General features: G+C 41.4%; 21 protein-coding genes and 4 tRNA genes. 9 read left to right on the top strand and 16 right to left on the bottom strand.

Annotated elements, in window-relative coordinates; translation table 11 throughout:
* Positions 1 to 86: 86 nt before the first annotated feature.
* Together EJ103_RS10625 and EJ103_RS10620 are read right to left on the bottom strand one after the other, a co-directional pair.
* The gene (locus tag EJ103_RS10625) at positions 87 to 644 is read right to left on the bottom strand and encodes an alpha/beta fold hydrolase (protein ID WP_241232269.1); all 558 of its coding nucleotides are present in this window, start codon (positions 642 to 644) and stop codon (positions 87 to 89) included.
* Positions 645 to 747: 103 nt separating this feature from the next.
* Positions 748 to 1,695: an SDR family oxidoreductase gene (locus tag EJ103_RS10620; protein WP_164521623.1), complete on the bottom strand. Its 948-nt coding sequence runs from the start codon at positions 1,693 to 1,695 to the stop codon at positions 748 to 750.
* 209 nt (positions 1,696 to 1,904) lie between these two features.
* On the opposite strand from EJ103_RS10620, the gene EJ103_RS10615 reads away from it, so the two are divergent.
* Together EJ103_RS10615 and EJ103_RS10610 are read left to right on the top strand one after the other, a co-directional pair.
* Positions 1,905 to 2,870 (top strand): AraC family transcriptional regulator, encoded by a 966-nt coding sequence (locus EJ103_RS10615; RefSeq protein ID WP_126007595.1) that lies wholly within the window; start codon positions 1,905 to 1,907, stop codon positions 2,868 to 2,870.
* Positions 2,871 to 2,872: 2 nt separating this feature from the next.
* Positions 2,873 to 3,238, top strand: coding sequence for a hypothetical protein (locus EJ103_RS10610; RefSeq protein ID WP_126007593.1), 366 nt, complete (start codon positions 2,873 to 2,875; stop codon positions 3,236 to 3,238).
* A gap of 87 nt (positions 3,239 to 3,325) precedes the next feature.
* Here EJ103_RS10610 and EJ103_RS10605 read toward each other — a convergent pair whose 3' ends face one another.
* Positions 3,326 to 3,829 (bottom strand): hypothetical protein, encoded by a 504-nt coding sequence (locus EJ103_RS10605; RefSeq protein WP_126007591.1) that lies wholly within the window; start codon positions 3,827 to 3,829, stop codon positions 3,326 to 3,328.
* A gap of 500 nt (positions 3,830 to 4,329) precedes the next feature.
* On the opposite strand from EJ103_RS10605, the gene EJ103_RS10600 reads away from it, so the two are divergent.
* Together EJ103_RS10600 and EJ103_RS10595 are read left to right on the top strand one after the other, a co-directional pair.
* Positions 4,330 to 4,836 carry a sigma-70 family RNA polymerase sigma factor gene (locus EJ103_RS10600; RefSeq protein ID WP_126007588.1) on the top strand — a complete coding sequence of 169 codons (507 nt, stop codon included), beginning with the start codon at positions 4,330 to 4,332 and terminating at the stop codon, positions 4,834 to 4,836.
* Between the two features lies 1 nt (position 4,837).
* Positions 4,838 to 5,497 carry a hypothetical protein gene (locus tag EJ103_RS10595; protein ID WP_126007586.1) on the top strand — a complete coding sequence of 220 codons (660 nt, stop codon included), beginning with the start codon at positions 4,838 to 4,840 and terminating at the stop codon, positions 5,495 to 5,497.
* A 49-nt stretch (positions 5,498 to 5,546) separates the two neighbouring features.
* Here EJ103_RS10595 and nth read toward each other — a convergent pair whose 3' ends face one another.
* The 12 genes from nth to EJ103_RS10535 form a co-directional block, all read right to left on the bottom strand.
* Positions 5,547 to 6,179 (bottom strand): endonuclease III, encoded by a 633-nt coding sequence (nth, locus tag EJ103_RS10590; RefSeq protein ID WP_055255647.1) that lies wholly within the window; start codon positions 6,177 to 6,179, stop codon positions 5,547 to 5,549.
* 44 nt (positions 6,180 to 6,223) lie between these two features.
* Positions 6,224 to 6,922 (bottom strand): electron transport complex subunit E, encoded by a 699-nt coding sequence (locus EJ103_RS10585; protein ID WP_004589483.1) that lies wholly within the window; start codon positions 6,920 to 6,922, stop codon positions 6,224 to 6,226.
* The gene (rsxG, locus tag EJ103_RS10580) at positions 6,919 to 7,557 is read right to left on the bottom strand and encodes an electron transport complex subunit RsxG (protein WP_004589482.1); all 639 of its coding nucleotides are present in this window, start codon (positions 7,555 to 7,557) and stop codon (positions 6,919 to 6,921) included. The genes EJ103_RS10585 and rsxG overlap by 4 nt, the downstream gene beginning before the upstream one ends.
* Positions 7,554 to 8,612 carry an electron transport complex subunit RsxD gene (rsxD, locus tag EJ103_RS10575; RefSeq protein ID WP_004589481.1) on the bottom strand — a complete coding sequence of 353 codons (1,059 nt, stop codon included), beginning with the start codon at positions 8,610 to 8,612 and terminating at the stop codon, positions 7,554 to 7,556. Before rsxD ends, rsxG begins: the two co-directional genes overlap by 4 nt.
* Positions 8,609 to 10,990 carry an electron transport complex subunit RsxC gene (gene rsxC / locus EJ103_RS10570; protein WP_126007584.1) on the bottom strand — a complete coding sequence of 794 codons (2,382 nt, stop codon included), beginning with the start codon at positions 10,988 to 10,990 and terminating at the stop codon, positions 8,609 to 8,611. The genes rsxD and rsxC overlap by 4 nt, the downstream gene beginning before the upstream one ends.
* 8 nt (positions 10,991 to 10,998) lie before the next feature.
* On the bottom strand, positions 10,999 to 11,553 hold the full coding sequence (gene rsxB, locus EJ103_RS10565) for an electron transport complex subunit RsxB (RefSeq protein WP_004589479.1): 555 nt from the start codon (positions 11,551 to 11,553) through the stop codon (positions 10,999 to 11,001).
* A gap of 1 nt (position 11,554) precedes the next feature.
* Entirely contained in the window at positions 11,555 to 12,136 is a 582-nt protein-coding gene (gene rsxA, locus EJ103_RS10560) for an electron transport complex subunit RsxA (RefSeq protein ID WP_004589478.1), read from the bottom strand.
* 214 nt (positions 12,137 to 12,350) lie between these two features.
* On the bottom strand, positions 12,351 to 14,294 hold the full coding sequence (locus EJ103_RS10555; RefSeq protein ID WP_126007582.1) for a GGDEF domain-containing protein: 1,944 nt from the start codon (positions 14,292 to 14,294) through the stop codon (positions 12,351 to 12,353).
* A 148-nt stretch (positions 14,295 to 14,442) separates the two neighbouring features.
* A tRNA-Asn gene (locus EJ103_RS10550) sits at positions 14,443 to 14,519 on the bottom strand.
* 26 nt (positions 14,520 to 14,545) lie between these two features.
* A tRNA-Asn gene (locus EJ103_RS10545) sits at positions 14,546 to 14,622 on the bottom strand.
* A gap of 21 nt (positions 14,623 to 14,643) precedes the next feature.
* Positions 14,644 to 14,720, bottom strand: a tRNA-Asn gene (locus EJ103_RS10540).
* Positions 14,721 to 14,741: 21 nt separating this feature from the next.
* Positions 14,742 to 14,818: transfer RNA gene (locus tag EJ103_RS10535), tRNA-Asn, on the bottom strand.
* Positions 14,819 to 15,880: 1,062 nt separating this feature from the next.
* On the opposite strand from EJ103_RS10535, the gene EJ103_RS10530 reads away from it, so the two are divergent.
* The 5 genes from EJ103_RS10530 to EJ103_RS10510 all read left to right on the top strand — a co-directional run bounded on the left by EJ103_RS10530 (position 15,881) and on the right by EJ103_RS10510 (position 22,163).
* Positions 15,881 to 17,251 carry an MATE family efflux transporter gene (locus EJ103_RS10530; protein ID WP_126007580.1) on the top strand — a complete coding sequence of 457 codons (1,371 nt, stop codon included), beginning with the start codon at positions 15,881 to 15,883 and terminating at the stop codon, positions 17,249 to 17,251.
* Positions 17,252 to 17,255: 4 nt separating this feature from the next.
* Positions 17,256 to 19,250, top strand: a complete 1,995-nt coding sequence (gene uvrB / locus EJ103_RS10525) for an excinuclease ABC subunit UvrB (protein ID WP_126007578.1) — start codon at positions 17,256 to 17,258, stop codon at positions 19,248 to 19,250.
* Positions 19,251 to 20,204, top strand: coding sequence for a class I SAM-dependent methyltransferase (locus EJ103_RS10520; RefSeq protein WP_064386656.1), 954 nt, complete (start codon positions 19,251 to 19,253; stop codon positions 20,202 to 20,204). It abuts the gene before it with no gap.
* Between the two features lie 148 nt (positions 20,205 to 20,352).
* Positions 20,353 to 21,024 (top strand): tRNA (adenine(22)-N(1))-methyltransferase TrmK, encoded by a 672-nt coding sequence (locus EJ103_RS10515; protein ID WP_126007576.1) that lies wholly within the window; start codon positions 20,353 to 20,355, stop codon positions 21,022 to 21,024.
* A 101-nt stretch (positions 21,025 to 21,125) separates the two neighbouring features.
* The gene (locus tag EJ103_RS10510; RefSeq protein WP_126007574.1) at positions 21,126 to 22,163 is read left to right on the top strand and encodes a hypothetical protein; all 1,038 of its coding nucleotides are present in this window, start codon (positions 21,126 to 21,128) and stop codon (positions 22,161 to 22,163) included.
* Here EJ103_RS10510 and EJ103_RS10505 read toward each other — a convergent pair.
* Positions 22,160 to 22,402, bottom strand: coding sequence for a hypothetical protein (locus EJ103_RS10505; RefSeq protein ID WP_024034198.1), 243 nt, complete (start codon positions 22,400 to 22,402; stop codon positions 22,160 to 22,162). The two genes, EJ103_RS10510 and EJ103_RS10505, sit on opposite strands and share 4 nt — an antisense overlap.
* Position 22,403: the final 1 nt, after the last annotated feature.

The raw sequence follows: 22,403 nt of genomic DNA, 5'->3' as shown, positions 1-22,403 counted from the left end.
CTTGGTTTTTACTTAGCCCACTAGGTTACAAACCTCGCGCCGCGATTTAATCGCCCCTAGATTGAACAAATTTCAATCCGCAAAAATCAACACGCCCTCAGCTTGGTTGATTCTACAGACACCAAGCCATCGTTTTTACCTTTAAAATAATGCTGTGTCAGGGGGGATGCTTTAGTACCGGCTATTACGCCTAAATTAATGTCCAGCTCATTTATAGTGTTGCCCAAACTCTTACTGCCTGTAATTAAAGATTGGCTTACACCGCCGGCTATATGCATTAACCATGAACCATTTAAATTATTAGCTAATTCGCTGCCATTGTTGGGCGTGCCAATTAACACGACATTTCCAAGTGTACTACCATTAAAACCCCGGAGGTTATTCTGTAAGTAGGCTCTAATAACTAAGCCACCTAGGGAGTGGCCTACAAAATGTACTTTACTCGCGTTAGCAATACAGGCATTAATTTGTGTGGTTGTTTGCGTAAATACAGCCTCAACACTTTGCCCTAAAGAGGCGTAATTTAGGCTGCATACTTTATAATGAGCACGTTTAAGCTGCTGGGCAAAATAACGCATTGCCCAATCGCTTCTGCCTAACCCATGGGCAAGTACTACCAGCTCATCATTAGGTTTATACTGCACAGGGGGATTATTGGTACTTTTACAGCCGGTTAGGGAAAGTAAAAGTATTAGGCCGATTACTAATGGTTTTTTTATTACTTTTACACCCTACACACGTTCGCTATTAGCAATTATATTGTCCATTTAAAAGCAGTGTGCTGCTCAGTAACTTGCTTAGCACAGGCTGATCTAAAGCAAACGGCTCAAGTTTGCATATTCCTACGGGGCCGCTCCAATTCCATCTACCTGATGGGCCATAATACGCACGTTGTTTTAGGTTATGCTCGGTGGCACACATAACCTCAGGGTATGCACCTTGCTCTGCCGATTGTGCTAAGCCCATTTTTACTATTAATGACCAGGTAAATCGGGTTGCAAAGTTAACATTATCACCAATAAGAGAGGTATTAGCTGCACCTGGGTGACACACAAACACCTGCACATTTTTATTAGCGGCGGCTATTTTATTTTGCAGCTCATAAGCAAACATCATTTGTGCAAGTTTACTGTGGCAGTAGGTTTTATTTGGGTGGTAGTTTTTATTCCAATTCATGTCATCAAATTGAATCGTTTTTAGCCCCATTTTGTAACCTTCACTGGCCACTACAACAATACGCCCGCTAGATTGCTCTATTTTGTTAAAAAGTAAACCACACAGTAAAAAGTGCCCATAGTGGTTAACCCCTAACTGACTTTCAAAGCCGTCTTTAGTAAATTGCTGAGTCGCGACCTGTGCAATAGCACCGTTACAAATAAGTGCATCTATGTGTGACACAGTTTGTAATATCTCGTTGGCTGCATGGCGTACTGATGCAAGCTCTGCTAGGTCCATTTTTATAAAGCTCACATCGGTATTATTGCCAAACTCCTGTTTTAACTTAGCAATAGCTTCATCTGATTTTAAAGGGTTACGATTGAGCATAACTACTTTTGCGCCTTTAGCGAGTAATAGTCGGGTTGCTTCAAAGCCTGCGCCTGTATTTGCTCCCGTTATTAGATAGCATTTATCAACTAAAGAACTGAGTTGGTCGGGAGTCCAGCCAGAAGGGCCAAATGGGTTAGTTGCGCTCATTAGTTAAATTCCTATCAATAGTTAAGTATAAATATGCAGTACAGGGCTATGCGCATTGTTCCACATTGCTTGTTAGGCAATATAACTCTCGCTACCAGGTGTAACTAGGCGATATCCTCTTTAAAATATGCCTATTTGTATCGCTGGAATGAGAATGTGTATTTACGGTGCTAGATTAGAATTATTCACTATTTAAAGGGAATGGGTGAATGAGCAAACACCACATTAAGCAACTTATACAAAACAACCTGTCTTTTAACGAGGTAAAAAGCGATAAAAATTATACCCAAGGGCTAATAGAAACGGGTATAAAAGGTGTTCAGTTGTTTAAAGTAACGCAGGCTATGCGCTGTTCACCTGCGGTATACGAGCCGTGTATTGTTGCTATAGTCAGTGGCGTTAAAGAAGCCATACTCGATGGTAAGCATTTTATATACGATGAAAATAATTATATGTGCTGCCCTATGTCTATGCCGGTAGAAGCGGGTACACCCACGGCTTCACCTGAGAACCCCTTGTTAGGCGTTATTGTATCGCTAGATACAAAAGTGATGACCGAATTATCTATTACCATGGCTGCACAAGGTGTAAAAAAACACGCATCAGGCCCCAAAACGCAAGGGATTACACTCGCAGCGTGGGATGACTCATTTACCGATTCATTACTACGATTGCTGCAACTTGTAGGCAACCCTGTAGATATTGCGGTTTTAGGCGAAGGGCGACTGCGAGAATTATATTACGCCATATTAAACGGACAGGCAGGTAGTAGTGTGCACCAAGCCTTTGGCGTAGGAAACGACATAGCACGCTCAATTGATTATTTGGCATCTCGATTAGATGAAACCATAACCATAGACGATATGGCAGCAAAAATTGGCGTAAGTAGGGCTGTTTTGCATCGAAAATTTAAGGATGCGACCAGTATGTCGCCGATTCAATTTGTTAAATCTATGCGCTTAAATACCGCCGCGATGAAAATTGCAGCGGGTATGAACGTAAGTTCGGCGGCTATGTCTGTAGGCTATGTTAGCTCATCACAATTTAGCCGAGAATTTAAACGTATGTATGGGCAATCGCCAAAGCAGTGGAGCCAAGCAAAGGAGTTACCTCAGGAGCTTGTTGAGCAATCGATTGTTCAAACAGTTGATCAATCAACCAGCCTGAGGGATTGATCATGGATAATATAGTCATTTTTAGGGTTGTTGGTGCGGTATTAATTATTTTTGGCATAGTGTTAGCTGTCAACCCTGAGCTGATAAGCAATAAGCCAGTTCCTAATGATTTTTTTAAGGCCGTAGAGCGCAGAATTTGGTGGGGGTTATTTATTGGTTTTGGCTTATTAGTGCAATTTCATTTTCAGCTTGTACCTTGGCAAGCTAGCATAGCGGCAACACTGTCCTCGTTACTCGTAGGGCTATTAATTGCAAGGCTTATTGGCATTATGTTAGATGGCTCGGTAGCAAAACAGTGGCTAAATGTGGGTATTGAAATAGTGATACTGGCGCCTCTAATTTGGTGGTATTTAAAAGTACGCACTTAGTATCAGAGTTAAACCGCTATAAATCTTAGTATCGTCTTAGAGTGCAACGCTTAATACCTTTAAGGCATGATAAGCAAACAAAGGCGTTTACCCATGTACTTTACTTTGAGTTAGCGCCATTTCTTCAGACCAAGGTACATAGAGTGCGGGAGTTAAGTTTTTATTATCGGCCAAAATTACTTTCGCGATTGGCCGTCCGAAATATTCAGTTGGCTCAAATGAGCAAATATCTTTTAGATTAATTGAAATATAACAATTTGCTTTTTTGATTAATAAAGCTGATTCATCCACACGTGCATGAACTGTTATTTGTAAGTTCATGTAAGGAACCATAGATACTATGTGTTCACCTAAGTGAAATCTATCTCGCTTTATCTCATCTCCTATTGCTTTTAAATAGTTAATATATGCTTTCCAACGCTTTAAAATTAATAAGGTTAAAAATGAAATAAAACAAATTAGGCTTAAAAGAATCGAATGAAATACAGAAAATTGACCCAAATAATAAAATGCACCCGCCAGTATAAGCACAACAGCTAAATTTAATAATGACCACTTATTTGGCTGAAATTTTGAATGATTACTTTGCAAAATACATCCTTGAAGTTATGTGGTTTCTTACAGCGCTAACGCAGAAACCTCCTTAAATTATTATTCACTATTAATAGCAGGTTGTATGTTTTTTTACCACCTTTAGCCTGAGTCGTATTTGATAACCAGAGATACAATTATATTAACTATTGCTATATTAAAAAAATCTTTTAACTAGGAGTCCCCTTTTAATAGCAAAGCAGAAAAAAAAGCTAACTCCTCGCTTTGCTCTTTTACTTAGCTTATTACTCCCTCCAATAATTATTTTTTTAAATAATTGTGATTATTTCAGCGAGACTGCGAATAACAAGATAAGGCGATTATGTGAGTACTATCGTGCAGCTAAAATATTTATATAAATGTGTACAGGCTATGTTGCATTAGCCAAAGCGCCGCACTTTATTACTTTTAAAAACAGATGCATTAGAAATTAAACACATTGAAACTGTGATGAGCCAACTACTTGATGAGATTAATTTAGATGATGGATTTATGCGTAAATGAACACCAATAAAAAAGCACTGTTTGCTCAAACAATGGAGCAGCATAAAGGCATTATTTATAAAGTTGTTAACTCTTACTGTGAAAACCAACACGACAGGCAAGACCTAGCGCAAGAAATACTCACCACCATGTGGCTTGCTTATGATAATTACGACAAAGACTATAAGTTTTCTACGTGGATGTACCGAATAGCACTGAATGTGGCGATTTCCTATTACCGCAAAGACAGTAAACGAGAAGATAAAGCCAATGAAAGTGAGCAGTGCATTGTGCACATAGCCGACCTATCAGCGCACAATGATAAAAGCGAAGAGGTTAAGCAGCTTTATGAGTTTATAGCAAAGCTCGATAAGTTAAATAAAGCCATAGTATTGCTGCATTTAGAAGGCGAACCCCATCAAAGCATAGCGACGAGTTTAGGCATAAGTAAAACCAACGTCGCTACGCGAATTGGGCGCATTAAAGAAACACTAAAAAATCAATTTGAAAAACAGGGGGCTTAATATGAATTTAGATAACATTAAAAACACATGGCAGCAGCAAAATAGTGTTAACGAATCGGCCATTACAATAAACCAATCACTGCTGAGCGAAACAAAAGTGAATAAACAAATGAAAGAGCTTAATGCTATGAAGTGGGCACGTATTATTGAAAGCGCAGCCTTCTTTTTTATTATTGTTTTATTGGGGCAGTATATTGCAAATAACTTTAGTGTTTCAGCGCCTTCAATATCTGCGTTGATACTGAGTGTATTTTCCATTGCTGGCCTTGCAGGTAATATTGGCCAAATAGTGCATATTGCTAACATTGATTATGCAAAGCCAATTAGCCAACTTCAAAAAGACGTTTACCGCCTTTGCTCACATAAATTACAATTAACTAAGTTGTTACTTATGTCTGCACCTTTTTATATGGCTTATGTTTTTATTGGCTTTGACGTGCTATTTGAAATTGACTTGTTTGCACACCTAGAGCAACACATGGTTTGGTTTTACAGCGTGTCATCGCTTCTACTTTTAATAATTACAAGCTGCGTATTAGCTAAATTAAACTACACAAATATTAAAGCGCCTTGGGTTAAACGCACCATTGCATTTATTGTCGGTGAGCGTTTAGTAAATATGGCGCAATTTATAAATAATATAGACTCGACAGACAGCTAAATATTTAGCTGTCTTACTTTCAAAATAACCAAAATAAAGTTATTCGAGGTTATTCTGTTTTTTCTTTAAACTCACACAAGTCTTCAATAATACAGCTGCCGCATTTAGGTTTACGTGCTACGCAGGTGTAGCGCCCGTGTAGTATTAACCAGTGGTGTACGTCTACTTTAAATTCTTTAGGAACAACCTTTTCAAGTTTTTGCTCAACGGCGACTACATCTTTGCCCATAGCAAATTTGGTGCGGTTTGAAACACGAAAAATATGCGTGTCTACGGCAATGGTCGGCCAGCCGAAAGCTGTGTTGAGTACGACATTTGCGGTTTTTCTGCCAACACCGGGTAGGGCTTCGAGGGCTTCGCGGTTCTCGGGAACAATACCGTTATGTTGATCAACCAATATTTGGCACATTTTGTACACGTTTGCGGCTTTTGAATTAAATAAGCCAATGGTTTTTATATAATCGCGAAGCGCATCGTGGCCAATATCTAAAATGGCTTGTGGTGTATTAGCAACCGGAAATAATTTTCGAGTGGCTTTATTTACCCCTACATCGGTGGCTTGTGCAGAGAGCGTAACGGCTACTAGTAGCTCAAATGGGCTTGAATATTCAAGCTCGGTTTCTGGATGCGGGTTTTGCTCGCGCAAGCGCGAGAGTATTTGGTGACGTTTTTCTTTATTCATGCAACTTAAAACGCATTAGCTAATAGCGTTAATGCGTTTTCCCCTTAAGTTAAGCTAGTAACACGTGCGCGAGGGCCTTTTTCGGCTTCTGGCGGCGTTACTTGTTTTGATTTTATTTGTGCGTCAATAACATTTTTTGCTGCTATTAGCAGCCCAAGCCCTAAAAAGGCGCCGGGTGGTAAAATAGCGAGTAAAAACTGGCTATCGAAACTAAATATTTCCAAGCGTAGGCTTTGTGCCCATGGCCCTAGGAGCAAATCGGCCCCATCAAATAATGTACCTTGGCCTATCAGTTCGCGCATTGCACCTAGTACTAACAGTACGGCCATAAAGCCTAAGCCCATCATTAGGCCATCGAATGCAGACAGGTGAACAGGATTTTTAGAGGCATACGCCTCTGCACGGCCAATAATGGCGCAGTTAGTTACTATTAGTGGAATAAATATGCCTAATGATTGATACAAGCCAAAGGTGTACGCATTCATAAGTAGCTGAACTATGGTCACAAAGCCTGCAATAATCATGACAAATACCGGAATACGAATGTCTTTAGGTACCCAATTACGCACAACAGAAACAGTAATATTAGAGCCTACTAAAACTAATAAAGTGGCTAACCCTAGGCCAAGCGCGTTGGTTACAGTTGATGTTACAGCTAAAAGCGGGCATAAACCGAGTAGCTGCACTAGCGCGGGGTTATTAGCCCATACGCCTTCTTTGTATAAGGTTTTTAACTCACTCATTGTGTTACCTCTTGGCAAGCATTAGGCTGTTTAAAAATGGCGTCAAAGTTAGTTTTTGCAAATAATACGGCATTTTTTACCGAGCCTACCACGGCGCGAGGGGTAATTGTTGCACCGGTAAATTGGTCAAACTGGCCGCCATCCTTTTTTACCGCCCAACGGGCATCGTCTTCACTTTGAACCGTTAAATCGTTAAATGTAGTGATCCATAGCGACTTTTTAACTTCTACTTTGTCGCCTAAGCCGGGCGTTTCTTCGTGCTTAGTAGTGCGAACGCCGGCAATGGTGCCATCAGCAAGTACGGCGGTTAATAAGTTAATATCGCCACTGTAACCACTAGGTGTTATGTGTCTTATTACAAGTGCAACAGGTTGCTGATTTTTATAAGCGCGGTAAATAACTTGCTCGGGGTAAGGACCAAGTTGTTCGTCGCTCATAATTACGCAATTTGTATTGAGCTGATTATCGTAGCTGCTTGGGTTTAATACCTCTTGTAATTGTGAGGTTAATTGCAGGCGTTCTTGCTCGGCAATTTTATCGGCGGTAAAGGCATCAATTGAGGCAACTAAGCCTGTTGTTATCAGTGCAAAGGCGGTTAATATCGCGCCATTTTTAGCCATTGATGAAATAATCATTTTACTGCTCCGTGGCCATAAGTGCGTGGTTGGGTGTAGTAATCAATCAGCGGTACAGCAATATTAATTAATAATACACTAAAGGCTACCGCGTCAGGGAAGCCACCAAAGGTGCGAATTAAATACACCAACAAGCCAATTAACGCGCCATAAATTAAGCGCCCTTTATTGGTAGTTGCAGCCGAAACAGGATCGGTGGCGATAAAAAATGCGCCCATCATGGTTGCGCCACTTAATAGGTGAAATACCATACCCGGCTCGGTACCCGGCGCGGCAATATAGCCAATGGCACTGCAAAGCGCTAGTGAGCCTATAAAGCTTACTGGAATATGCCAGTTTATAATTTTAGCTTTTAAAAGGTATAAACCACCGGCTAAAAAGCCTAGGTTAACCCATAGCCAACCAAGCCCAGCCCATTGAGAAAAAATCGGTTTTTGCATACTTTCGCTAACGGTTAGACCATGTGCTACATCGGTTTTAACTGTATCAAGCGGGGTGGCCATGGTGAGGCCATCAACGCCGGCACGGACTTGATCAACACTAAAGCCCAGAGCGGTAAAATCAGTAAATATAAGGCGTAATTGGTCAATAAAGCCAATTGGGGCATTAAGTAAATCGGTAACGGGTAACCAAGCGGTCATTTGCACCGGAAACGAGACTAAAAGTAGTACGTATGCGGCCATTGCTGGGTTAAATAAGTTAAACCCAAGCCCACCATAAAGTTGCTTTACAATTACAATGGCAAATAAACAGCCAATAATAATGACCCACCAAGGCGCCAGCGGCGGAATACTCAGTGCTAACAGCACACCAGTAAGCCAAGCACTACCATCACTCAATGCAGGCCAAACAGGGCGTTTACGCATTAACATAATGGCTGCTTCAAATACGCTCACAGCAACAAGTGCCAGTACTAACTGAATAAGTACGCCAGTCCCAAAAAATACCACTTGCGCTATTAGCCCAGGAATACACGCAGCAATTACGGTTAGCATTAATCGCGTTAACGACTTATGGCTATGGTTGTGCGGCGAACTGGCCATGGTTAATTTCATGACTGATCATTTCCTTCTTTTTGTAACTTTTTAGCTTTGGCGCGCGCTATTGCGGCGGCCACGGCGGCTTTTTTCTTCTCTGCTGCAGTTTGCTCAGAGGCCGTTTTCTCAGAGTCTGAACCGCTGCTGGTTTGTGGCTCATTGCTGTGTTCACTTGCTGCTGATTGCTCTGCTTCTTTAGCGGCTTTTTTAGCTTTAGCGCGGGCAATAGCAGCAGCTACCGCAGCTTTTTTGTCATCAGCTGGGGCGGGCGCTTCATCGCTTTGTGGCTCTGCACTTTGCTCAGCTTGCGCCGCTTTTTTCGCTTTAGCACGGGCAATGGCAGCAGCTACCGCTGCTTTTTTATCATCAGCTGGGGCGGTTGCTTCATCACTTTGTGGCTCAGCATTTTTCTCAGCTTGCGCCGCTTTTTTCGCTTTAGCACGGGCAATAGCAGCAGCTACCGCAGCTTTTTTGTCATCAGCTGGGGCGGGAGCTTCATCGCTTTGTGGCTCAGCGCTTTGCTCAGCTTGCGCCGCTTTTTTCGCTTTAGCACGGGCAATAGCAGCAGCTACGGCTGCTTTTTTATCATCAGGTGCGGCGGTTGCTTCATCGCTTTGTGGCTCTGCACTTTGCTCAGCTTGCGCCGCTTTTTTAGCTTTAGCGCGGGCAATAGCAGCGGCTACGGCTGACTTTTTATCATCAGGTGCTGATGATGACTCGCTCTCAGCTGCTTTTTGTTCTTTATATTTACGTGCCTTTTCTTTACGTAGTGCGCGCTCTTTAGCTACTTCACTGTTATCTGGCTCTAGCTCTTCACCTTGCTGTTTTTTCGCTTTGGCGCGGGCAATTGCAGCGGCTACAGCAGATTTTTCATCGCCATTCGATGATTTGCTCTTAACGCGGGCAAGGGCATCCGCTACTTTTTGTTTTTCATCTGATGTTTTTGCCGCTGGTTTACGTTTATGGCGGTTTTGACGTTCTTGTTGCTCGCGCTCTAGGCGTTCTTTACGGGCGTCAAAGCGCTCTTTTGCTCTATCGGCTTTAATTTTTTCGGCTTGCTGCTCTTTTATTTCTACTTTTGCTACGCGGTAATACTGCACCAATGGAATTTCGCTTGGGCATACATACGCACACGCGCCACATTCAATACAATCAAATAAGTTGTGCTCTTGTAATTTGTCGTATTCTTTTGATTTTGCAAACCATTGTAATTGCTGGGGTAATAACGAAGCAGGGCAGGCATCTGCACAGGCACTACAACGTATACAGGCTTTTTCAGGCCCTGGCTCTGCAAGCTCTTTATGATCGGGGGCTAAAATACAGTTGGTGGTTTTAATTACCCCAATACGCACAGTCGGTAAGGTAAAGCCCATCATCGGCCCGCCCATAACAACGCGCTGCTGGGGTACGGGTGAAAAACCTTGGCAATCAAGCAGGTGCTTAACTTCGGTGCCTAATAATGCCCATACATTACCTGCATTATGAATGGTGTTACCTGTTACTGTAACAACGCGCTCTATAAGCGGTTTACCTTCGTACACCGCTTGTTGCACAGCAAACAAAGTTCCTGTGTTGTGTACTAAAATACCAATATCGGCAGGAATACCGCCACTGGGTACTTCACGGTTTGTAAGTAATTTAATTAATTGTTTTTCGCCACCCGATGGATAAACAGTAGGCACCGTTTGAATAACAATATTGGCGTTGTGCTCTGCGGCACTTTTCATAGCCGCTATGGCTTCGGGCTTATTATCTTCAATGCCAACAATACACAGTGTCGGATTTAAAATTTGTTGCATTAACTCAATGCCTTGCACTACTTGCTTGGCATGTTCACGCATTAACACATCGTCGGCTGTTATGTATGGTTCACACTCAACAGCATTAACAATTAAAAACTCAATAGGTTGTTTTATATCGGCTTTTACATAAGTAGGAAAGCCTGCTCCACCCATACCACTTATACCTGCTTGATGAATTATATCGACTAATTCATCGTGGCTAAGCTCACTTGGGTTAGGTGTTGGGGTTAGTTCGCACCATTGATCTTTGCCATCAGGCTCAATAATAATACTTAGCTCAGGTAAAGCCGATGGATGCGCCGAAGGCATAGAAGCAATATCTGTTATCGTGCCAGAGCTGGGCGCATGTACAGGCACAGACCAATTCGCAACGGGCACGGTTAGTGCTTGGCCTTTTAATACCTGTTGGCCTTTTTCTACAATTAATTTACCGTTAGCACCAATGTGCTGTTTAATTGGTACAACTAATTTATCAGGTAGAGGAAGCCTAGCAATACGCGCACTGTTAGAGAGTGTTTTTTGTTGTGGTGGATGCACGCCGCCCGGGAATGCCCAAACAGTGCCTTTTTTAATTTGTTCAAGTAACTTTTCCACTCAAACCTCTAATCTATTTGCGTGACAGGAATAGCATCAAGTTGCCATTTCCAGTTTTGTTTTGTTTCGGCTACAGGCAGCATATCAATGCAATCTACAGGGCAGGGCTCTACACATAAATCGCAGCCGGTACATTCTTCTATTAGTACAGTGTGCATTTGGCGTGTAGCACCGACAATGGCATCCACAGGGCATGCCTGAATACACTTAGTACAGCCTATGCACTCGTCTTCGCGAATATAGGCCACTGTTTTTATCGGCTCTGCTTGTTCGCCACCGGCAAGCGGTTTAGGCTCTACGCCCATTAAATCGGCCAGCTTTTTAACCGTTGCTTCACCGCCTGGTGGGCATTTATTAATTTCATCCCCGTTGGCAATTGCCTCAGCGTAGGGGCGACAGCCCGGATAGCCACACTGGCCACACTGGGTTTGCGGTAAAATGGTATCTATTTGCTCAACAATTGGGTCACCTTCTACACGAAAGCGAATAGCTGCAAAGCCTAAAATAAGTCCAAAAACAAGCGCTAGCGAGCCAAGCGCTATCAAGGCATACATTAAGGTCATATTAAAACTTCACTAATCCGGTAAAACCCATAAACGCCATCGACATTAAGCCGGCGGTGATCATGGCTATTGAGGCGCCTTTAAACGGGGTAGGAACATCTGCAGCAGCAAGGCGTTCGCGCAGCGCTGCAAATAATACAAGTACTAATGAAAAGCCAACGGCTGCGCCAAAACCATACACGGCCGATTGTAAAAATGTGTGATCTTCTTTTATATTAAGAAGCGCAACACCTAATACCGCACAGTTAGTGGTGATCAGCGGTAAAAATATACCCAGTAAACGGTATAAAGTCGGGCTAGTTTTACGCACAACCATTTCGGTAAATTGCACCACAACGGCAATCACTAAAATAAAGCTCATGGTGCGTAAAAATTCGATATCTAGCGGCGCTAAAATATATTGATTAACTAAATAGCTTGTAACAGAGGCAAGAGTAAGCACAAACGTGGTTGCTAAAGACATACCAATAGCGGTATCAAGCTTGCCTGATACACCCATAAATGGACATAAGCCTAAAAATTGTACTAATACAAAGTTATTAACTAGAACGGTTCCAATCAATAACAAGACATATTCTGTCATGTGTGCCTCGCGCTATTAAAATCCTGTGTATTATCCTTTTTTCTGCCCCGATAAACAACATATGCGAGTCGTTATCAGTTAAATAAACACAGTAAAATCATTAAGCGATCACAAAGCTGTAAAATTTATGTGATTTTAAAGTAAGCGAAAAATTAAACAGTTAAACGCAAAAAAGAGCACATGTGCTCTTTTTTGCTTTAATTAAGGGTAGTTGCTAAATATCTTTAGGTTTTTCTATGTAATAACCTTGTACGCCGTCTAGGCAAAGCGTTTCTACAATGTGTTTTTCTTCTTGGCTTTCAACGCCCTCTGCAAACACACTCACACCAATGCGGTGGGCTAAATCAACCATTAGGCGCATAAAGTATTGATTGTTTTTATCATCTTCTAGGCCGCGGGTGTAACTTGCATCCATTTTAATAAAGTCTGGTTTTAAATCACGGAAAAACTTAAACGACGTTAGCCCTACACCAAAGCGTTCAACCGTTACGCGGGCACCTACGCGATGCACCATATCAATAAAGCGTTTACTGGCTTTAATATTTTGCTGCAGGCCAAACTCACTTACTTCAAATACTAATTTAGAGGCTATATGTGTATCTTTTAATAAGCGGCGCTCTAACCAAATAACAAATTGATCGTTATGTGCACTTGATGCGGTCACATTCAGGCCAAAAAACTTTTCAGAGAGGTTACGGCTTTTAATTTTTTCAAGTGATGAGTCAATAATTAAGCGGTCAATTTCTATGGCCATATCGAGTTTTTCAGCCATGGCTAAAAACGAGGCCGTAGGAAGCACTTGGTTATCTTCGGTTTTAAAGCGCACTTGTATCTCTGCATACGCCTTAATGCTTTTACCCAGCGGCATAATATTTTGCATTACTAAGTGAACGCGTTTTGATTCAATCACTTCGTTAATCACTTTACGCCAGTTTTGGTTACCAAACCCAGCACTAACATTATTAACTAAATCGGTTTCGCGCTGCACATGCCATGCATTTACTTGCTTAGATTGCGCCATGCTCATTGCGTTATCGACAACCGATAATAGCTCACCCAGCGGTTTGCCTTTTTCGTAGCCCACAATACCTGTGTTAGCCACAGAGCTGAGCTCTTGGTTTTGTTGATATTGAGTAAAGCGCGATTGCAGGTTTTCACCAAAACGCTCTGCTTCTTTAAGTGGGGTATTAGGAAGTACAATGGCAAAGTCTGAGCTATTTAGCCTAAATACTTGGCTGCCGGTGTAAGTGCCACTTATATGCTTAATTATATCCGCCACACCTTTAACGTAGTCATCACCTTTTTGGTAGCCACGGCTTTGATTTATAGTTTGCAGCTCACTACAGCGTACAAGCGCTAACGATCCAAACGTACTGCGTTCACTGTTTTCGATGTGTTTTTCGTAATATTCAACAAACATATTACGGTTACCTAATTCGGTAATTACATCTTTATAGGCTTCTTGTTTGATACTTAGGGCAGCGTTTTGAATATCATCATTTTTATTTTTTAAAAAATGCGAAAGGCGATTAAAGCTCGGGACTAAATCTTTACCTAGCTTTTTCATTTTACTGGCATCAAGTGCGGTGTCTAAGTCGTCGCCAATTTGATTTTGGTTAATGTAAATGTCTATTACATCGGCAACGGTCATGCTGATATTTTTATTTAAGCTATGAAAAATAGACTTCATTAATATGATAGGAATAATCACTAAAAAGGCAGAAATAAATATAACTATAAATAACGAGGTTTGTAACTGCTGCGCTAAACGTTCAATGTTGAGGGTAAATTCTACTTTTATATCTGCAGCGTCGTTAACGGCAAACTGTGGGCGAACCGAATTAAAGCTAGATTGAATAAATTCAGCAAACATGGGTAGCTGGGTAGGGGAGTTAACTGAAAATACTTCAGCCCCTTGGTAGTCTCTTAGTATAAAGCTTGAAAACGTTTTACCATCGCCAATCGCTTTTTTTATACTTTCAGGCGAAAGGTCATCACTTGTTAAGCTGTTAATGTAACGTGTTACACTGGTTTGTGCTGAAGTTTGTGCTTCACTTACTGCATTATTAAAGCTTACAGATATGAAGTAGCTTCCAGCCGCAACACATACAAGCCAAGACAGGATTTGTATAAAAATAAGTTTTTTAAAGCCAGCCATGTTATCAATCTTTTAATAGTTCAAAAGGAAAGGAATCAGGTCCTTGATCATTCAACTAATAGCAACACATTAGAATAGATATTATGTTTTAGTTATAAAGCAGAAGAGTAGTGGAAAATTACTGAAATGTCTATGAAATTCTTATGATTGGCTCCCCCTCCCCGACTCGAACGGGGGACCTGCGGATTAACAGTCCGTCGCTCTAACCAACTGAGCTAAGGGGGAACAAATAGAGATGTCATTTTATGATTTGGCTCCCCCTCCCCGACTCGAACGGGGGACCTGCGGATTAACAGTCCGTCGCTCTAACCAACTGAGCTAAGGGGGAACTACATCATAAACATAAACTTGGCTCCCCCTCCCCGACTCGAACGGGGGACCTGCGGATTAACAGTCCGTCGCTCTAACCAACTGAGCTAAGGGGGAATCGTTTATGATTGAAAAACTTGGCTCCCCCTCCCCGACTCGAACGGGGGACCTGCGGATTAACAGTCCGTCGCTCTAACCAACTGAGCTAAGGGGGAAGCGTCATGCCTTTCAACGGGGCGAAATATTAATGATGGAGCCGCAAAGTGTCAACATATAAAAGTCATAAATTTAAAAAAGAAGTTTATTCGTTGTTTTTATGTTCGATCTGCGCATTTTATAACTCTATTTATGCAAAACACGGCGGTAAATCTCTATTTAGACTCACACCAATGTGAAAAAAACAGCGCCCATAAAATAGCCATTGTTTAATTTATGTGTAAAAAATCCCGCTGAGACAAAATTTATCGCGGCAAATCAGTAAATTTGTATTTAACCTGGTTGTCATAAAACCGAGTATAAATTTAGCTAGCAGATCTTTTTAAAAAATCTAGCAGGGTAGTTTTTTCGTATTACGGTATTTAAGAGGGGTTAAACTAATAAAGCCGTGGCTGGAAACTTTATTTTAAAAAGCTGTACAAAAACATAACAATCAATAAGTTGCTAAATATTTGCGTAAACTAATTAAGTCACTTATAGCTGTATTAGGCACAAAGATTTGGCTTAGCTTAATTTTTTGTTTGCAAGCATTGATAAGTTTTTAACTTTAACTTTGAGCAAAGGTTGGACCTGAGCTGAATTTTAGCCAGCGCGCAAGCCTTTATAAATGCGGGCTCAGCTGAGTTATCCACGGTTTCTGTGGATAACTCTGTTTATGAAACTTTAAGAACACTGTCCCGACCAGAGTTTTAGGGCGCTACAACGATTTCAAGCTTTTAAAACGATTTTTTTATTACCATAAAAAACATAGGGTTATAAATGCATGCTGAATTACCATGCAACGATGAGTAAATTAATTCGTTACGATAAAGATTAATACCGCGCTGTGTAAAAATTCAGCGAATTTGCAGGGTTAAATGTTAAAAAAGTAATAAAAATGTTCACTTATTGTTTTTTGGCGCTCTAAGGGCGTATTTGTGCACAAATGCTTAAAAATTCAACTTTAGCTATTTTTTTAATTGTTGCTTTATTATTAGTATGAAATCCATTGATAAATCCGTGGCTTGAATTGCTATGATGCTTTAAAATGGCTCGCTCAGTAAAAGAGGCTTATTTATTCCATGCGCGAAACTTCACATTCTCAATCACGCCCAGATTTACTTAACGATCCCATCTTGCCTACATTGAAAAAAATGACCATCCCGATGATATTTGGCATGGTCACGCTAATGATGTTCAATATAGTCGATACATTTTTTATCAGTATGTTGGGCACAGAGCCCCTTGCGGCGGTAAGCTTTACGTTTCCGGTAACCTTTACGGTAATAAGCCTAGCCATAGGTTTAGGTATTGGCACATCAGCGGTGATAGCGAAAGCCTTAGGCAGTAATAAAATAGAAGAGGCGCGTTTTGATGCCAGTGTGTCGCTTATTGTGGCGCTACTATTAGTTATTTTACTTTCGTTTGTTGGATATTTACTAATCGACCCAATATTCACTTTATTAGGGGCCGGACAATTAGTGCTGCCACTTATTCATGAGTATATGAATATTTGGTTTATTGGCAGCGTATTTTTAATTACCCCCATGATAGGTAATTCGGTATTGCGAGCCAGTGGCGATACTAAAACACCCAGCATAGTAATGGGTGGGGCAGGGCTTATTAATGCCATACTCGATCCTATTTTGATATTTGGCTGGGGCCCAGTACCGGCATTAGGCATTCAAGGTGCCGCTATTGCCAGTGTTATTGCCTGGGGCGTAGCGGTTATTATTATATTATATGTGCTGGGCGTTAAAAAGCGGCTATTAAGCTTAAAAGCCGGTAATCAAACTGCGGCCAGTGCAATTAAAAAAGTACTTAAAATAGGTTTACCCGCAGCGGGGGCTAACATGCTTACCCCAGTAGCAATGGCAGTGATGACCGCACTCGTTGCCAATCATGGACCCGAAGCGGTTGCCGCTTTTGGTGTGGGCAGCCGTATTGAATCAATTGCCAGTATTTTAGTGCTGGCTTTGTCGATGACATTGCCTCCTTTTGTTAGCCAAAACTTTGGGGCGGGTAAATTAGGCCGCGTAAAAGAGGCGTACATTGGTACGCTTAAATTTGTGATGTTATGGCAATTTGCTATTTATATTTTACTCATTGCGCTGTCAGGGGTAATAAGCCAATTATTTGGTAAAGAACAAGCTGTAATCGATGTTATTAAGCTCTTTATATACACCATACCGCTAAGTTATGGTTTTCAAGGGGTGATCATTTTATCAAATTCATCGTTTAATGCTTTACACAAACCTATGAATGCATTGTTTTTAAGTATTATTCGTTTGTTTGTTTTTTATCTGCCTTTTGCTTATGTAGGCAGTATGCTAGGTGGCTTGATTGGTTTATTTATTGGCGCTGCAATCGGTAATGTATTCACAGGGTTAGTCGCGTACAAATGGTTTGTAAAAGAGCTAGATGCAATATGTAGTAACACGGTAACGGAGTAAATGAATGAGTGATCACTTTGAGCTAAAGTCACAATTTAAACCCGCGGGCGATCAACCCACAGCGATTAAACAGCTTGAAGAAGGCTTAGAAGCCGGGCTTGCGCATCAAACCTTACTCGGTGCTACAGGTACAGGTAAAACATTTACCATGGCCAATATTATTAGCGATTTAAATCGCCCAACAATAATAATGGCGCATAATAAAACACTAGCCGCGCAGTTATATGGAGAAATGAAAGAGTTTTTTCCTAATAATGCAGTTGAGTATTTTGTATCTTACTACGATTACTACCAGCCAGAAGCCTACGTGGTTGCCAGCGATACGTTTATAGAAAAAGACGCCTCTATTAATGAGCACATAGAGCAAATGCGTTTAAGTGCTACTAAGGCATTGCTTGAACGCCGCGATACCATAATAGTGGCCTCTGTGTCGGCTATTTATGGTTTGGGCGACCCCGACTCATACATGAAAATGATGCTGCTTTTAAAAGTAGGCGAACAGGTCGACCAACGCGATATGCTGCGCCGTTTAGCTGAGCTGCAATATACTCGTAACGACATTGACTTTAGCCGTGGTACTTACCGTGTACGTGGCGAAGTTGTTGATATATTTCCTGCCGAGTCAGACACCTATGCAGTACGTGTAGAAATGTTTGATGACGAAATAGAGCGCCTTAGTATTTTTGATCCCCTTACTGGTGCGGTAGAAAAACACATAGTACGTGCCACTATTTACCCTAAAACGCACTATGTAACGCCACGCGAAAAAATTCTTGATGCCATAGAAAAAATAAAAGCTGAGCTTAAAGAACGCAGAGCACAATTATTAAGTGCCAATAAATTAGTAGAAGAGCAGCGCATAGCGCAGCGAACACAATACGACATAGAAATGATGACCGAGCTTGGTTATTGCTCGGGCATAGAAAACTACAGCCGTTATTTGTCGGGGCGTACACCGGGCGATCCGCCACCCACATTACTCGATTATCTTCCTGATGATGCATTGATGATCATCGATGAATCGCACGTAACCGTATCGCAAATAGGTGCCATGTATAAAGGCGATAGAAGCCGTAAAGAAAACCTAGTTGAATATGGCTTTAGAATGCCATCGGCGATGGATAACCGCCCATTGCGCTTTGAAGAATTTGAAGCCATAGCACCGCAAACGATTTATGTATCGGCAACGCCGGGTGATTTTGAGTTAGAGCGCAGCGCAGGCGAAGTCGCAGAGCAAGTTATACGCCCAACGGGCCTGTTAGACCCAGAAATAGAAATACGCCCTGTAGGCACTCAAGTAGATGATTTACTATCAGAAATTTATAAATGTGTAGAAAAAGGTGAGCGAGTACTGGTTACTACGCTTACCAAGCGCATGTCTGAGGATTTAACCGATTACTTAAGCGAGCACAATGTAAAAGTACGTTACCTGCACTCAGACATAGACACAGTAGAACGCGTTGAAATAATTCGTGATTTACGCGCCGGTGTGTTTGATGTGTTAGTGGGTATAAACTTATTACGAGAAGGCTTAGATATGCCAGAAGTGGCGCTAGTTGCCATTTTAGATGCCGATAAAGAAGGCTTTTTACGCTCAGCACGTTCGCTTATTCAAACCATTGGTCGTGCTGCACGTCACCTCGACGGGCGCGCCATTTTATACGCCGATAAAGTAACTAAATCGATGGACAAAGCGATTAGCGAAACACAGCGCCGCCGCGAAATACAACACGCCTTTAATATAGAGCACGGCATTGAGCCGCAAGCCTTGGTTAAAAAGATCACCGATATTATGGATGTGGGCGAAGAAGCAGCACCAAAAGATAACCTTAAGCTGGTGCGTAAAGAGTCTAAAAAAATACTCAGTGCGAAAGAAATTGCCACACAAATTAAACAGCTTGAAAGCAAAATGCATGCTTATGCCAGCGACCTTGAATTTGAAAAAGCCGCGTCTGTACGCGACGAAATACACGAACTACAACAACAGTTGATTAACTAAATGACACCCGATTTTTCACCCCTGATAAGCGCGCTTGAAGATGCGCCATTACTACAAAACGAACTATGCCGCGTATTTCATGGCCGCGGCCATAGCGTGGCATCGCTAAGCCATATTAATTTAGACTTTTATCCGCCAAGCTTGTTTTTAATTTCGTACGATGAAATTGACGAAGCCACGTTAAATACACTGACCAGTACCCTTTGGGCGTGGGCGCAGCAGCATCATCCTGAATTAATATCTGCATTGGTGTATCAACAGCGCGCGGGAGTACAAAGCAGCAATCGTTTAGTGCATGGTAATCTTCCCTCGCCACATGTGGTAAAAGAAAACGGCATTGGTTTTTTAGTGGATTTAACAAGCCGCCAAAACACCGGAATATTCCCCGATATGCGAAGTGGACGTGAGTTTGTCTCTGCCAATAGTAAACATGCAAAAGTACTTAATTTGTTTTCATACACGTGTGGTTTTTCGCTTGCGGCAATGCAAGGCGGGGCAGATCATGTTATGAACATGGATATGAGCAAAGGCGTACTTAAAGTAGGTAAGCAAAACCACCAACTTAATGGTTTTGAGCGCGGAGTGAGTTTTTTACCGCACGATATTTTAAAGTCGTTTGGTAAATTAAAAAAAGCAGCGCCGTTTGATTTGATTATTGTAGACCCGCCAAGCTTTCAAAAGGGCAGCTTTATTCTAACTAAAGATTATCAAAAGGTGCTGCGCAGATTGCCCGAACTACTGTGCGATACCACACAGCTTTTATTATGCGCTAATAGCCCAGAGCTTAGCGAAGATGCGTTTAAAGCTTTAATAAACGAGCACACTCAAGGAGCAATAGAATTTGTTGAGCGCCTTGCACCAACGGCCCGTTTTGTAGAAGTAGACAGCAATAAAAGCTTAAAAGCGTTAGTGTATAAAACGGCGCATACCGCAACTTATACCAATTCGCAATAATACTTAATCATTTAAAGGGGCTAAACGTGTCGCTATCTGTGTTAAAAAACTCTCATTTAGAACAACTAAATAGCGATTTTTTTGCCTAGCTATCAACACGTTTTTCCAGCCTCAAAATAGATCACTTAATTAAGCTAATTGGTATTAAATGAAACTGAGTAAGCGTTTAAACGCAATTAATGCGTTAATTACTGACCCCGTTGATGTTATTTGGGATTGCTGCTGCGATCATGGTTACCTAGGCATTGCACTATTAAAGCGCCGCGCTGCAAAACAGGTTAATTTTGTAGATGTGGTAGATAAAATAATGACCGAGCTGAGCGAGCACCTTACAAATATTAGCCAAACACTGCCAAGTGATGCGCAATATAAAGTACATTGCCAAGATGTAAGAGAAATAAAGCTCGTTCCAAAAGCGTTAAATACTGTAGTTATTGCAGGTGTTGGCGGCGAGCTGTTACTAAAACTTGTTACTGGCATTATTAAAAACAATTGCGCTGCATCTGTAGCAAGCACCCGCTTTATAGTTTGCCCTATACACCATACTTATCATTTGCGCAGTGGTTTAGCCAAATTAGGCTTTGGCCTTGAAAGCGAGCAATTAATCACTGAGAACAACCGCTATTATGAGCTTATAGAGGTAAGTCAACGTAGCACAGCGTTGCTCACATCTACCGGTAACAGCATGTGGGATTTAAATAATGCATCGCACAAGCAATACCTTAAACAGTTACTCACTCATTATAATAAAATGCTTAATAAAGATGAGCCTTATTATCAAAAAGTTATAACAGATTATAAAAAACTCAGCGACGCTTAAAAATGGCTTATTTAGCGCTAATAGTGTGATCTAATGCAAGGCGCAAAAACGTAACATCAACATAGATTATATCGCCTTGCGCGAGTTTATTTGGTTTATGTATGTCAGATAAAAAAAGTCGTATTGAGCCGCTGCTCAGTGCAGAGCAAAAATGGCAAAACAGTTACGAGCAACCAATTTCGTATGCTCCATTAGTGCAACTTGCTAATAACAGCTGGATAGTTCCACAGCACTTTTTACGCTATAAACACACCTTACAAAGCGTTAATCAAGTACTAGAAAATATTAATTTTTCAGCGCACTTTAGAGTGCTTGCTGCACAAAAAGATCAGCAACTTTATTTACAAGTTGCCGAACTAAGCCCCGATAATTACAAAACCAGTAGTTACGCGGGTGAGGGCATAGCAAAAAAATTACTGTTTGGCAGACGCTGGATAGTAGAGGAAAACTTACCAACCTCCGAGCTTATTCAAACAGCGTTTTTAGCGCTTAAAATAGCGCGAGAGCACGAGGTAAGAGAGCTGTTTCAACTTACTCACAGCAATAATACAACTAGCACGCCATTTAATAATCATCATGATTTACCGGTTATGGCACAAAATGCAGAGCTTGTTATTGCACACGCGGCGCAGGGCAATGAGCAACATTGTACTATTGAGCAGTTATTAAAACGGGTAGTATTTGCAGGTGATAAGGTATCGCTAAGTGCTTTGCAGCAACTAAGCTCGCAGCAGTGGTTATACACCTTAAAATTACACTGCAATACTTGCCAGCTTACAGAATTTAATAATAAAACCTTTTCATTTTTAACCAGTGATAGCAGCGCAAATAACTTTTTACATGGCCTTATTAATGCCCTGGTTGATATTAGTAATGAGTATGTGAGTGAGCAATTTAAATACCAAGGGTTTGCCCGATTTAGTAAACACAATTGCGTAGAAAAAATAGGTGCACTTAGTGTGGCAATGCGCTCGCCAAAAGTGTTGGGGCTGTGCTCACTTGGCAAGCAACATGCAAATAAGCTTAACTTTGAAATTGATAGTTCGCGTGCGCCACAAGGTTGCGGCCAAGCTATAGATGGGTTTTTAGCTGCCCACGGCATAGAGCAGCCAGAAAATGCACATTTATATCGTTTTTAAAGGCGGTTAATTTCTTCTTTTGTGGTGTAGCTTGAGTCTGTCACTATGGCCTCAAGCGTTTGCACGCGCTCTTTTAAAGCAACCACTTGGGCACTTACCTCGGCCAGTTGTTTATTTGCATCTTGGTTGCTATCTTGCATTTTGTGTTTAAATTCAAGGTGTTTTTTGTACATATCGTAAATAACCCCAGAGCCAACCGATATAAGCACAATAAGTACTATCATTGTAGTGCCTGACATA

Origin of the sequence: Pseudoalteromonas sp. Xi13 (assembly GCF_003952205.1) — a bacterium.
GTDB classification, from domain to species: Bacteria; Pseudomonadota; Gammaproteobacteria; order Enterobacterales; family Alteromonadaceae; genus Pseudoalteromonas; species Pseudoalteromonas atlantica.
This window is presented reverse-complemented; position numbering and strand designations above follow the sequence as displayed.

What these genes read in the sequence shown, in the direction of transcription:
- EJ103_RS10615 (WP_126007595.1), top strand. Translation starts at nt 1,905, where the DNA reads ATGAGCAAACACCACATTAAGCAACTTATACAAAACAACCTGTCTTTT.
- rsxD (WP_004589481.1), bottom strand. Translation starts at nt 8,612, where the DNA reads ATGAAATTAACCATGGCCAGTTCGCCGCACAACCATAGCCATAAGTCG.
- EJ103_RS10515 (WP_126007576.1), top strand. Translation starts at nt 20,353, where the DNA reads ATGAAACTGAGTAAGCGTTTAAACGCAATTAATGCGTTAATTACTGAC.
- EJ103_RS10530 (WP_126007580.1), top strand. Translation starts at nt 15,881, where the DNA reads ATGCGCGAAACTTCACATTCTCAATCACGCCCAGATTTACTTAACGAT.
- rsxG (WP_004589482.1), bottom strand. Translation starts at nt 7,557, where the DNA reads ATGATTATTTCATCAATGGCTAAAAATGGCGCGATATTAACCGCCTTT.
- EJ103_RS10505 (WP_024034198.1), bottom strand. Translation starts at nt 22,402, where the DNA reads ATGTCAGGCACTACAATGATAGTACTTATTGTGCTTATATCGGTTGGC.
- uvrB (WP_126007578.1), top strand. Translation starts at nt 17,256, where the DNA reads ATGAGTGATCACTTTGAGCTAAAGTCACAATTTAAACCCGCGGGCGAT.
- EJ103_RS10555 (WP_126007582.1), bottom strand. Translation starts at nt 14,294, where the DNA reads ATGGCTGGCTTTAAAAAACTTATTTTTATACAAATCCTGTCTTGGCTT.
- rsxA (WP_004589478.1), bottom strand. Translation starts at nt 12,136, where the DNA reads ATGACAGAATATGTCTTGTTATTGATTGGAACCGTTCTAGTTAATAAC.
- nth (WP_055255647.1), bottom strand. Translation starts at nt 6,179, where the DNA reads ATGAATAAAGAAAAACGTCACCAAATACTCTCGCGCTTGCGCGAGCAA.
- EJ103_RS10600 (WP_126007588.1), top strand. Translation starts at nt 4,330, where the DNA reads ATGAACACCAATAAAAAAGCACTGTTTGCTCAAACAATGGAGCAGCAT.
- rsxB (WP_004589479.1), bottom strand. Translation starts at nt 11,553, where the DNA reads ATGACCTTAATGTATGCCTTGATAGCGCTTGGCTCGCTAGCGCTTGTT.
- EJ103_RS10620 (WP_164521623.1), bottom strand. Translation starts at nt 1,695, where the DNA reads ATGAGCGCAACTAACCCATTTGGCCCTTCTGGCTGGACTCCCGACCAA.
- EJ103_RS10610 (WP_126007593.1), top strand. Translation starts at nt 2,873, where the DNA reads ATGGATAATATAGTCATTTTTAGGGTTGTTGGTGCGGTATTAATTATT.
- EJ103_RS10595 (WP_126007586.1), top strand. Translation starts at nt 4,838, where the DNA reads ATGAATTTAGATAACATTAAAAACACATGGCAGCAGCAAAATAGTGTT.
- EJ103_RS10510 (WP_126007574.1), top strand. Translation starts at nt 21,126, where the DNA reads ATGTCAGATAAAAAAAGTCGTATTGAGCCGCTGCTCAGTGCAGAGCAA.
- EJ103_RS10520 (WP_064386656.1), top strand. Translation starts at nt 19,251, where the DNA reads ATGACACCCGATTTTTCACCCCTGATAAGCGCGCTTGAAGATGCGCCA.
- EJ103_RS10585 (WP_004589483.1), bottom strand. Translation starts at nt 6,922, where the DNA reads ATGAGTGAGTTAAAAACCTTATACAAAGAAGGCGTATGGGCTAATAAC.